Raw genomic sequence first — 10716 nt, 5'->3', positions numbered from 1 at the left:
CAGAAGAGGCCCACACCTAAATGGTGTGGGCCTCTTCGTTTTTCTGGACTACCGTGGCCCCATGAACAGCCCCGACAGCGACGAGAAGTACCTGGTCCGTGCCATACGCGCCGACGAGTGGCCCGCAGTGAAGGCGCTGCGGCTGCGTGCGCTGCGGGACCCGATCGCCCACCTCGCCTTCCTGGAGACGTACGAGGACGCCGCCGCCAAGCCGGACTCCTACTGGCGGGAGCGGGCCGCCGGGGCCGCCGAAGGCTCCACCGCGGTACGGCAGTTCATCGCGGAGGCCCCCGACGGGGAGTGGGTTGGGAGCGTCACCACGCTGATCGAGGAGGCCGGCACGACGGACTGGGCCGGCTGCCCGGTCGAACAGCGCCAGGGGCATCTCGTCGGCGTGTACGTGCGGCCCGAGCACCGCGGCTGCGGGCTCACCGAGGTCCTGTTCGACGAGTCCGTGCAGTGGGCCTGGTCGGCCGGCGTCGACCGGGTGCGGCTGTTCGTACACGAGGACAACGGGCGGGCCCAGCGCTTCTACCGGCGGTTCGGCTTCGTGCCGAGCGGCCACACCGTGCCCATGGCCGGCCACCCCGAGCAGACCGAGCTGGAGTACGTCCTCGAGCGGCCCTGAACAGGCCCCCGAGCGGGAGTGAAAGAGCCCTGAACGGGGAGCGACGGGCGGTCCTCAGGCCGGCAGCTCGTCGTGCGGCCAGCGGGCGCGGCCCTGTTCGCGGGAGCGGAGCAGGGCCAGGGTCGGCAGCCCCTGGTCGGCGCCCCTGGCCAGCAGCTCGGGAAGCTGCGGCAGCGGGGCCACGGCCGCCACGTCGTCCAGGACGAGGGCGAGTGGTGGGTCGAGCCGACCGGAGGATGACCGTTCGGCCATGCGCCGGCCGTGCTCGACCACGCTTGCGGCGAGCGCCGTCAGCAGCGGCATGGCGCCCGGGTTGGTACGGGGATCCTCGATGGATTCCCCCACCACGTAAAGCGTTCCCCCTTCGTTCACAAAGGAATCCAAGGTGAGCGCATCAGTTCGGTGGGGAGTGCAGGCTTCACGGACGTTCACCGTGAAGAGCGAGGCCAGGGCACGGCTCGTCAGTTCCTGCGCGATGTCCCGGCGTTCGGGGTGCGCGGTGAGCGCGGCCTCCAGCTCGCCCGCGGAGCCGGCGGCCGCCTTCGGGTTGGTGCGCAGGGTCCGTACGGCGTCCTGGAGCTGGGTCCCCTGGGACCAGCGGTGGACGTGGCGGATGGTGCGGCCGTCGATGGCGGCGGCGTGCAGGAAGCTGCGCAGCAGCGTCTCGGCGGTCTCGGCGACCGCCTGGTCGATCTTCGCGGTGGGGCGGACCGGGGCGAGCAGGGCGGTGGCCCGGGCCAGGGCGGTCCGCTTGTCCTCGCAGCCCGCCGTGGGCGACCAGTGCAGCCGGGCCGGGGTGTCGCACAGGTGCGTGGGGTCGTAGAGGAGGACCGGGCCGAGTTTGGCGCGGGAGTCCTTGGTGTCCTGCCACAGCGCCGGGTTCGAGGTGACGACGAGGGCGGGACCGGCCGCGTCGCGGATCGCCTGGGCGGCCGGGGTATAGCGGCCTTCCCGCGGCGCGACGACGACGGTGGGCCGCGGGGGCTCCAGGAACGCCGGGGAGGGCACGGGCGGCGGCTGGGCTCCCGCCGTGAGCGCTTCCTGCACGTGCGGTTCCCGTACGTGCGCCTCCTGCGCGAGCCCTTCCCGCACGGGGGCTTCCCGTACGGGCGTCTCCGGGGCGGGCGGTCGTGCGGGTGCCGGCTGCTGGAGGGCTGGGAACGGGTCCTGTGCGGGGGCGGGGACGGCGGCGGTGCGCTGGCCGGGGACCTCGTGGTGGGCGGGGGGCTCGTGAGGCTCGGGGAGGGTCCCGTGCCCCGGTGCAGGCGCCCCCTGCCGGGCCGCCGCCACCTCCGCTCGCCTGCGGGCGCGGCCCGCCCGCCAGCGGGTCACCGTCCCGAGCACGAACACCGTTAGCACGAACAGCACCATCAGCTGGCCGATGAACAGGCCCCAGAACAGGCCGTATCCCGAGAGCGCGGCCGGCGGGGTGTCGGGCCAGGCGCCGGGGACGTCGTGCGGTTCGGCGACGAGGTGGCGCATGGCCAGGGGCGTACGGGTGAAGGAGACGGCGTGCGGCCAGGAGCCGTGGGAGAACAGGCCGGCCAGGCCCGTCGCCGTCCACACCAGCACGGTCATGCCGAGGAGGAAGGCGAGCAGGCCGATCAGCAGGCCGTCGGGGATGCCGCCCTGGCCGTCCCGACGGCCACCGCCCTGCCCGCGGTCGTCCGGTCTCACCGCTGTGCGCCTCTCTGTCGGCTCTAGGCGACCGTCGACTCGGAGGAGCCGCCCAGGTCGGGGACGTGCTGCTCCACGAAGGCCGCCGCCCGTGCCTCGGCCTCCAGTTCGGCGGCGCGCAGGGCGTCGTCGGCGAGGCGGTCGAAGGACGACTCGGTCATGGCGCGGTCGGTGAAGACCAGCGGCCGTTCGGTCTCGGTGATCAGGTGTTTGACGACCTGGACGTTGCCGTTGACGTCCCACACCGCGATGCCCGGGGTCAGCGTCGGGATGATCTCCACCGCCCATCGGGGCAGGCCGAGGACCCGGCCGGTGGCCCTCGCCTCGTCGGCTTTCTGGGCGTAGATCGTGCGGGTGGAGGCCATCTTGAGGATCGCCGCAGCCTCCTTGGCCGCGGCGCCGTCCACCACGTCGGACAGATGGTGGACGACCGCGACGAAGGACAGACCCAGCCGGCGCCCGAACTTCAGCAGCCGCTGGAACAGCTGTGCGACGAACGGGCTGTTGATGATGTGCCAGGCCTCTTCGACCAGGAAGATGCGCTTCTTGCGGTCGGGGCGGATCCAGGTGTGCTCCAGCCACACGCCGACGATCGCCATGAGGATGGGCATGGCGATGGAGTTGCGGTCGATGTGGGACAGGTCGAAGACGATCAGCGGCGCGTCCAGGTCGATGCCGACCGTGGTCGGGCCGTCGAACATGCCGCGCAGATCGCCGTCGACCAGACGGTCCAGGACCAGGGCGACGTCCAGGCCCCAGGCGCGTACGTCGTCTATGGCGACGTTCATCGCCTCGGCCGACTCCGGCTCGGGGTGGCGCAGCTGCTCGACGATGTCGGACAGCACCGGCTGGCGCTGCACGATCGTCTCGTTGACGTAGGCGTGCGCGACCTTCAGGGCGAAGCCGGAGCGCTCGTCCAGGCCGTGGCCCATGGCGACCTCGATGATGGTCCGCAGCAGCGCCAGCTGGCCGGTGGTGGTGATCGCCGGGTCCAGCGGGTTGAGGCGGATGCCGTGGTCGAGGGCGGCCGTCGGGTCGAGGCGGATGGGAGTTATCCCCAGCTCCTCGGCGATGAGGTTCCACTCGCCGACCCCGTCCTCGCCCTGGGCGTCCAGGACGACGACCTGGCGGTCGCGGAAGCGCAGCTGGCGCAGGACGTAGGTCTTCTCCAGCGCCGACTTGCCGTTGCCGGACTCGCCGAGGACCAGCCAGTGCGGGGCGGGCAGCTGCTGGCCGTACAGCTGGAAGGGGTCGTAGATGTAGCCCTTCCCGGAGTACACCTCCCGGCCGATGATGACGCCCGAGTCGCCGAGGCCGGGGGCGGCGGTGGGCAGGTAGACCGCCTGGGCCTGGCCGGTGGAGGTGCGCACCGGGAGCCTGGTCGTCTCGACCTTCCCGAACAGGAAGGACGTGAAGGCGTCCGTGAGCGCGGTCAGCGGGTCCCGCATCAGAGCATCAGCCCCTACCGTCGGATTCCGGTGGCGAACGGGAGCGTGTTCACGAAGGCGCGGTGGTGCTCGCGGTCGCACCACTCCAGCTTGAGGTACGACTTGCCGGCCGACGCCCTGATGGTCCGCTTGTCGCGGGCCAGGGCCTCGGGGGTGCGGGAGGAGACGGTGATGTAGCCGACGAGGTTGACGCCGGCGGCGCCGCTGGCGAGGTCCTCGCCGCGCTGGTCGATGCGGTGGTGGGCGGCGACGTCGCGCGGGTCGACGGTGCGGTTCATCTTGGCGGCGCGGCTGGCCTCGGCGGCGTCGTTCGTCTTCTCGGTGAGCATGCGTTCGATGGCGACCTCGGTGGGTTCGAGGTCCATCGTGACGGCGACGGTGCGGATGACGTCCGGGGTGTGGACGAGGAGCGGGGCCAGGAAGTTGACGCCGACGGGGGTCATCGGCCACTCCTTGACCCAGGCGGTGGCGTGGCACCAGGGCTCGCGGGTCGAGGACTCGCGGGTCTTGGCCTGGAGGTACGTCGCCTCCCGGGCGTCCAGCTCGGCGGGCCAGGCGTTGCGCCGGGTCATCGCCTGGATGTGGTCGATCGGGTGGTCCGGGTCGTACATGGAGTGGATCAGGGAGGCGAGCCGGCCCTGGCCGAGCGGCTGGCGGACCCGGATGTCGGCCTCCTGGAGACGCGAGCAGATGTCGGTCAGCTCGCGGGCCATGACGACGGCGAGGCCGGCGTCGCGGTCGAGCTTGCGGCCGGCCTGCGGGCGGGCGGCGCGGGCCATGGCGTGCGCCTCGGCGGCCAGTTCGCGGGTGAAGTGCATACAGGCGACGAGGTAGGCGCGGTGCTGCTCGCTGCTGGTGGACACCATGGACTGCAGCTGGTCGTAGGACTGCTGGAGCCAGCCGGGGGCGCGTTCGTCGCCGCGCTGGGCGACGTCCTTGGCGTGCGCGTCGGGGTCGGCGGGCAGGGTGCGGGCGAGCATCTGCAGGCGGGTGACGAAGCCGTCGCCGTTGGCCACGTGCTTGAGGAGGGTGCCGAAGCGGTCGACGAGGGCTTCCTGGTCCTCGGAGTCGCGCAGGCCGACGCCGGGGCCCTCGATCTCGATGGCGGCGGTGACGGTCTTGCGGTCGGCGTGCAGCAGGACGGCGATCTCGTCGGGACCGAAGGGCGCGGCGAGCCAGGTGATGCGGCCGATGCCGGGCGGCGGTCCGATCTCGATCTCGCGGCCGTCGATGCGGGTGCCGGCCTCCATCACGCCGGAGCGGTAGACGGCGTTGCGCTTGACGGTGCGCTTGTAGCTGCGGTTGATCTCGAACCACTTGTAGAAGGTGCGGTGCCGGTAGGGCACGTAGACGGCGGCGAGGGCCAGCAGCGGGAAGCCGGTCAGCAGCACGATGCGCAGGGGCAGTACGGGGACGAGGAGCCCGCACATCATGCCGATGGCCGCGCCCACGACGATGAGGGCGATCTCGCCGGTCTCGCGGTTGCGGCCGACGATCGCGTTCGGCCGGGCGCGGCCGATCAGATATGTACGGCGGGGCGTGACCGCGGGGGACACGTGGGACTCGGTCGTCAACGCCCTTCACCTCCCGTGCGGTTGGTACTGCTGTTGCGGGTGCTGCTGGCGTGCGGGGTGTTCACCGGGCTGGGCGCCCGGGGGGCCGGGGTGGCGGAGGGGACGGCTCCGCCGCCGCCGTCGGAGGGGCGGGCGCTGTGCGCGGCGACGCCTCCGGAGACGGGGCTGGCCGGCCGGGGCGCGGAGGGGGCGCCGCCGCCGTTGCTGTCGGCGCGGGTGCTGTGGGTCTTGATGCCCTGGGCGACCATGGTGGCCGGGGAGCTGATGACGGCGGCGGCCTTGCGTTCGGCGCCCTGCATGATGCGGTTGTTGCGGCCGGCGGCGATCTCGTCGCCGAAGCCGGGGACGAAGCGGTAGATCATCGCGCTGGCGAAGATGGCGAGCAGGATGATGGCGAGGCCGGAGACGACGGCGCCGAGGGCGTCGGGGCCGCTGTCGGTGGTGAGGGCGCTGGCCAGGCCGAGCACGATGACGATGACCGGTTTGACCAGGATGACGGCGATCATGATGCCGGCCCAGCGGCGGACGTGGCCCCAGAGGTTCTTGTCGACCAGCCCGGAGTAGACGACGACGCCGAGCAGGGCGCCGACGTAGAGCAGGATGGCGCGCAGGAACATCTCCAGGTAGAGGACGCCGGCGGCGAGGATGGAGACGAGGGAGACGATGATCAGCATGATCGGGCCGCCGCCGATGTCGGTGCCCTTGTCGAGGGCGCCGGCGAAGGTGCCGAAGAACGTGCCGGTCTGGTCGCCGGTGGCCTTGGCCAGGACGTCGCTGACGCTGTCGGTCGCGGAGACGACGGTGTAGAGGATCAGCGGGGTGAAGGCGGAGGCGAGGACGGTCAGCCACAGGAAGCCGACCGCCTCGGAGATCGCGGTGGTCAGCGGTACGCCGCGCACGGCCCGCTTGGCGACGGCCAGGAGCCACAGCAGCAGGGTGAGGATGGCCGAGGCCGCGAAGACGATGGCGTACTGCTGGAGGAACTTCTGGTTGGTGAAGTCGACGGTGGCGGTCGACTGCACGGCCTTGCTGAGCGCCTTGATCGTCGTGGACGCGGCTTCGGCGCAGCCCTTGGCGAGGGAGGAGAGGGGGTCGAGGGTGGAGGTGGGGTCGGTGGTGAGGCTGTTGGAGCGGGAGGTGCCGCCGCTGCCCTTTTCGCAGTAGTCCTTGGCCGGGCCGCGGATCAGGCCGCACGGGTCCTTGCTCGGCGACGTCGACGGGGAGGGCGACGAGGAGGGTGACGCAGGCGCCGAGGCGGTGCCGCCGGGGGTGGGGTCGGCGACGGCGCGGGTCGCCAGCAGCACCGCGGCGGTCTGCACGGCGGTGACGGCGGCCGACACCTTGAGGAAGCGGTGGTTAGCGCGCATAGGTGAAGCCTCCGTACTCCTCGACGGCCTTCGTCATGTCGTCGGCGGTGGAGGCCCGCTGGTCGCGTCCCACCGGGACGGGGCCGTCCTTCTGCTGGAAGTCGGTGATCTTCCAGTCGTTGTCGACCCAGCGCAGCTGGTACGTGGTCGTGAACCAGCTCTCCGAGACCGGGTTGGTCGACGCCTGCCCGGACAGGCCGAACAGCGACGTGTACCAGACCTCGACGCTGGCGGTGTCCCCGCTCAGCGCGGCGATCTTCGTGCCCACCGGGACGACCCGGGAGACGAACGTCTGGCCGGCCGGCGCGGTGCCGTTCTTGGTGAGGCCGATGTTGGCGAGGAACTTCTCGCTCGAGTAGGCGCTGTCCAGGTCCGCCTGGCGGGCGGCGGCGATGTCCGGCGCGTAGACGGTGTTCACGATGCGGTGCCGTCGGTCGGCGTCGAACATCTCGGCGGAACCGAGCACGACCGAGTAGTTCGCCGCCGCGCTCTGTGCGCCCTGTTCGTCGTGGGGGAAGCCGGAGGGGATGCCCGCGGTCTTCGTGGTGACCGGTTTCCGGCCGGTGGCGGCCGTCGCCGCGGCCTTCGGCTTGTCGCCTGCGCCGTCGGAGGCGGCCGGACCGCCGTCGCCGCCGCCCCGGTTCGCGAAGGCGATCGCGCCGATGAGCAGGACGACCACGGCGACCACCGTGATCAGGCCGCGCGAGGACGAGCGGGAGCCGCGCCGGGCGCCGCCGTAGGGGTCGCCGGGGCGGTCGGGGAGTCTGGTGCGGGTGCGCCCGCCGTCGTAGTACTCGTCGTCGGCGCGTGCGGAATCACCGAACCCGTGCTCGTCTCCGAGACTCATGTCCCGTACGCTCCCTCGACCTCGACCTCGTACCGGGACGCCTGGAAGTGCGACGCCTGGACGTACGACGGTAGCCGTGCTGGTTGCCGCGTGGGCGCGGTGTGGTGACTCGACATCAGGGAAGCGCAACCTCGGCCGGTGGGCACGGTGGGTGGGTGGGGGCAGCGGGGGCACCCGGCGGCGTCCTCGGGGGCCGCCGGCGGCCTGGGCGGCGCACCGTGCGCGGCGTGCGCGGGTGTGCGCTGGTCGGCCCGCTCTACACGGCCATGCCGTACACGATCGTGAACAGGGTGCCGAGGGAGCCGATGATGAACACCCCGGTGAGGCCGGCGATGATCAGGCCCTTGCCCTGTTCGGCGCTGAACGTGTCGCGCAGCGCGGTCGCGCCGATGCGCTGCTTGGCCGCTCCCCACACGGCGATGCCGAGGCAGAGCAGGATGGCCACCGCCATCACCACCTCGATCATCACCTTCGCCTCGTTGCCCAGGCTGCCGAAGGGGCCCCAGTTCGGAGCGATCCCGCCGATGATGGTGTTGATGTCTCCCTTGTCGGCCGCAAAGAGCATGTAAGTCACCGCCCCTGGTGGGTAGTTCCGCGGCCCCTGCGGGCGCGCAGAGGTCAGGCTCATTGTCGCCGACGATGACGCCCGCGTATGTCGACTTGGCGCCATTGCCTGGCGAGTTTCGTACGTATGGTTACTGTGTGTATCACGGCAGGTCACGCCGGGCAATGAAGTTCGACCGGAACCTGTCGTGTGGTCCCGTCGTTCTCACTTTTCCGGCCCGGCAGGGTTTCTGACGGCCAGTCGGGTGAGCGACGTACTCGATGGTCTCACGCTTCGCCGGCCGGGCGGCCCTGCGGCGCCGCCGGAGTGGGCGGCGGATCGGTGCGTCGTCCGGCCGTGGGGCGGGTCACCGGTCGGGGTGAGGGCGGTGGGGCGAGGGCGGTGGGGCGAGGGCGGTGGGGTGTACGCCGGGATGAGGACCGGGGGTGCGGGCCGGGGAGCGCGGGCCGGGGTGAGGACTGGGGAGCGCGGGGCGGGGAATCAGGTGCGCCGGAGGGTGCTCGGCGGCGCTCGCGGGGGCGCCGGCCGGGCCCGTGGACCGGGGCGGGACAAGGAGGACGATGCGGGGCAGACTGTGCGGTGATCGGGGGTTTCACAGGAAAATCTCAGTGAAGTCGGGCCCGGTTTCTCAGCTTCGTGGGCCACAGTGGGGCCTGATGATGCGCACCTCAGGCACCCAGAGTCCCGCTCGTCACGGACGCCCTCGTCACCGCGCCCGGAACCAGGCGCTGTTCGTGGCGCTGACGTTGATCGCGGTCACCTCCGCCTCCGTCGCCGCCGCCGACGACGGGGCGGGACCGCTCGGGGTGACCGCGGTGTCCGCCGCCACCGCGCCGGGCGCCCGGGTGGGTGCGCTGTTCGGCGCGGACAAGGCCGACGCCATGGCCGGGAACCACTTCTGCACCGCCTCGGTCGTGCACAGCGCCGGCCGGAACCTGATCCTCACGGCCGCGCACTGCGTGAGCGGCGACAGCGACCTCGTCTTCGTGCCGGGCTACCGCGACGGCAAGGCGCCGTACGGGGTGTGGTCGGTGGGCAAGCGGTTCGTGCCCCAGGGCTGGTCGCGCGACCAGGACGAGGACAGCGACCTGGCCTTCGCCGTGCTCGACCCGCTGCGCGGCAAGGACCTGGAGGACGTCGTCGGCGCCAACCGGTTCACCACGGGGCGGCGGACGGGGGCGACGCCGGTGACCGTCACCGGTTACCCGGACGAGCGCGAGGTGCCCGTCCGCTGCACCAACCGGCCCAGCGCGCACAGCGCCACGCAACAGCGCATCGACTGCCCGAAGTTCACCAGCGGCACCAGCGGCAGCCCGTGGGTCGACGGCCGGCACGAGGTCGTCGGCGTCCTCGGCGGCCACGAGATGGGCGGCTCCACCGCGGACACCTCCTACAGCGTCGTCTTCGGCGACGAGGCGGCGGAACTGTACGAGGTGGCCTCGGGGGCGCGGTAGGGCGCTGGGAGGCGCACCGCCGTCACGGCCGTCCGGTGGCTGAGACGCGGTGGGCCGGGGGCCCGTTCTTGGCGTGTGATCCCCTCAAAAAGCGGGCGGGGCGGCCTTAAGCTGTGCCTGGGCTGACTCCCGTCGGGCGGAGGGTGATTGACGGTGCGTAAGGGCTGGGTCATCGCGTTCGCCGCCGTCGGCTCCGGAGTCTCCTTCGTGCTGGTGCTGGTGGTCGGCGTGTACGTCGTCGCCGGGAACATCGTGAACGGGGTGGGCGGGGGAGCCGTCGGGCTCGCCAAGGGCGCGGTGCCGGCCGCGTACTCGACCCTCGTGCAGAAGTGGGGCAACCTCTGTCCCGCCCTCAACCCGGCGCTGCTGGCCGCGCAGCTGTACCAGGAGAGCGGGTTCAACCCGAACGCCAAGTCACCGGCCGCGGCCGAGGGGATAGCGCAGTTCATCCCCGGCACCTGGGCCACGCACGGCGTGGACGGCGACGGCGACGGCAAGCGCGACGTCTGGGACCCGGACGACGCGATTCCGTCGGCCGCCTCCTATGACTGCGAACTCGCCAAGTACGTGCGGACGGTGCCCGGCAACGCCACGCACAACATGCTCGCCGCGTACAACGCGGGGGCGGACGCGGTCATCCGGTACGGAGGGGTGCCGCCGTACCCCGAGACGCAGAACTACGTGAAGACGATCACCACCCTGGAGAAGAGCTTCGCCGCGCCCGTGCGGCGGGTGGATCCGTCGCAGCAGGCCGCTGCCGCCATCTCCTATGCGCAGAGCAAGCTGGGGACGCCCTACCTGTGGGGTGGGGAGGGGACCGCCGCGCAGGGCGGGCGGTTCGACTGCTCGGGGCTGACGCAGGCCGCGTACGCGAGTGCGGGGATCACCCTGCCGCGGGTCGCCAACGACCAGTACAACGCGGGGCCGCATCCCAAGCGGGAGGAGCTGCTCCCGGGCGACCTGGTGTTCTTCTCCGACGATCTGACCAATTCGCGCGCCATCCGGCACGTCGGCATCTACGTCGGCGGCGGGTACATGATCGACGCCCCGCGGACGGGTGCGGTGATCCGGTTCGACCCCATCGACACACCGGACTACTTCGGGGCGACCCGGGTAACCGAAGATGGCGCGAAAGCGCTCCCCACGGCGGTCTGAA

Annotated in this window: 9 protein-coding genes; 3 read left to right on the top strand and 6 right to left on the bottom strand. The window is 71.9% G+C overall.

All coding sequences use genetic code 11. The features are described from left to right. Nucleotides 1-61: 61 nt before the first annotated feature. Nucleotides 62-628: a GNAT family N-acetyltransferase gene (locus tag K7787_RS13485; protein ID WP_223001529.1), complete on the top strand. Its 567-nt coding sequence runs from the start codon at nucleotides 62-64 to the stop codon at nucleotides 626-628. 54 nt (nucleotides 629-682) lie between these two features. Here K7787_RS13485 and K7787_RS13480 read toward each other — a convergent pair whose 3' ends face one another. The 6 genes from K7787_RS13480 to K7787_RS13455 form a co-directional block, all read right to left on the bottom strand. Then, complete coding sequence (locus tag K7787_RS13480; protein WP_223001528.1) at nucleotides 683-2305, bottom strand: type VI secretion protein; 1623 nt, start codon at nucleotides 2303-2305, stop codon at nucleotides 683-685. Between the two features lie 23 nt (nucleotides 2306-2328). Beyond that, nucleotides 2329-3753 (bottom strand): ATP-binding protein, encoded by a 1425-nt coding sequence (locus K7787_RS13475; protein ID WP_009189396.1) that lies wholly within the window; start codon nucleotides 3751-3753, stop codon nucleotides 2329-2331. A gap of 14 nt (nucleotides 3754-3767) precedes the next feature. Beyond that, nucleotides 3768-5327: an SCO6880 family protein gene (locus tag K7787_RS13470; RefSeq protein ID WP_019985308.1), complete on the bottom strand. Its 1560-nt coding sequence runs from the start codon at nucleotides 5325-5327 to the stop codon at nucleotides 3768-3770. After that, a complete protein-coding gene (locus tag K7787_RS13465) occupies nucleotides 5324-6694 on the bottom strand; it encodes a hypothetical protein (protein ID WP_223001527.1) in 1371 nt (456 codons plus the stop codon). The genes K7787_RS13470 and K7787_RS13465 overlap by 4 nt, the downstream gene beginning before the upstream one ends. Then, complete coding sequence (locus K7787_RS13460) at nucleotides 6684-7541, bottom strand: DUF8175 domain-containg protein (RefSeq protein WP_164389203.1); 858 nt, start codon at nucleotides 7539-7541, stop codon at nucleotides 6684-6686. Before K7787_RS13460 ends, K7787_RS13465 begins: the two co-directional genes overlap by 11 nt. Before the next feature lie 256 nt (nucleotides 7542-7797). Continuing rightward, nucleotides 7798-8106 (bottom strand): DUF8827 family protein, encoded by a 309-nt coding sequence (locus tag K7787_RS13455; protein WP_009189392.1) that lies wholly within the window; start codon nucleotides 8104-8106, stop codon nucleotides 7798-7800. Nucleotides 8107-8762: 656 nt separating this feature from the next. Between K7787_RS13455 and K7787_RS13450 the strand changes: the two genes are divergently transcribed. Continuing rightward, on the top strand, nucleotides 8763-9560 hold the full coding sequence (locus K7787_RS13450; RefSeq protein WP_247720841.1) for a trypsin-like serine peptidase: 798 nt from the start codon (nucleotides 8763-8765) through the stop codon (nucleotides 9558-9560). Between the two features lie 153 nt (nucleotides 9561-9713). After that, complete coding sequence (locus K7787_RS13445) at nucleotides 9714-10715, top strand: bifunctional lytic transglycosylase/C40 family peptidase (RefSeq protein ID WP_019985312.1); 1002 nt, start codon at nucleotides 9714-9716, stop codon at nucleotides 10713-10715. Nucleotide 10716 lies beyond the last annotated feature (1 nt).

Origin of the sequence: Streptomyces sennicomposti (assembly GCF_019890635.1) — a bacterium.
GTDB lineage: Bacteria > Actinomycetota > Actinomycetes > Streptomycetales > Streptomycetaceae > Streptomyces > Streptomyces sennicomposti.
Note: the sequence above shows the minus strand (reverse complement) of the source record. Positions and strands in the feature narration are given on the sequence as shown.

Excerpts from the sequence above, each read along its gene's own strand:
- K7787_RS13485 (WP_223001529.1), top strand. The coding sequence starts at position 62 with ATGAACAGCCCCGACAGCGACGAGAAGTACCTGGTCCGTGCCATACGC.
- K7787_RS13475 (WP_009189396.1), bottom strand. The coding sequence starts at position 3,753 with ATGCGGGACCCGCTGACCGCGCTCACGGACGCCTTCACGTCCTTCCTG.
- K7787_RS13465 (WP_223001527.1), bottom strand. The coding sequence starts at position 6,694 with ATGCGCGCTAACCACCGCTTCCTCAAGGTGTCGGCCGCCGTCACCGCC.
- K7787_RS13460 (WP_164389203.1), bottom strand. The coding sequence starts at position 7,541 with ATGAGTCTCGGAGACGAGCACGGGTTCGGTGATTCCGCACGCGCCGAC.
- K7787_RS13455 (WP_009189392.1), bottom strand. The coding sequence starts at position 8,106 with ATGCTCTTTGCGGCCGACAAGGGAGACATCAACACCATCATCGGCGGG.
- K7787_RS13450 (WP_247720841.1), top strand. The coding sequence starts at position 8,763 with ATGATGCGCACCTCAGGCACCCAGAGTCCCGCTCGTCACGGACGCCCT.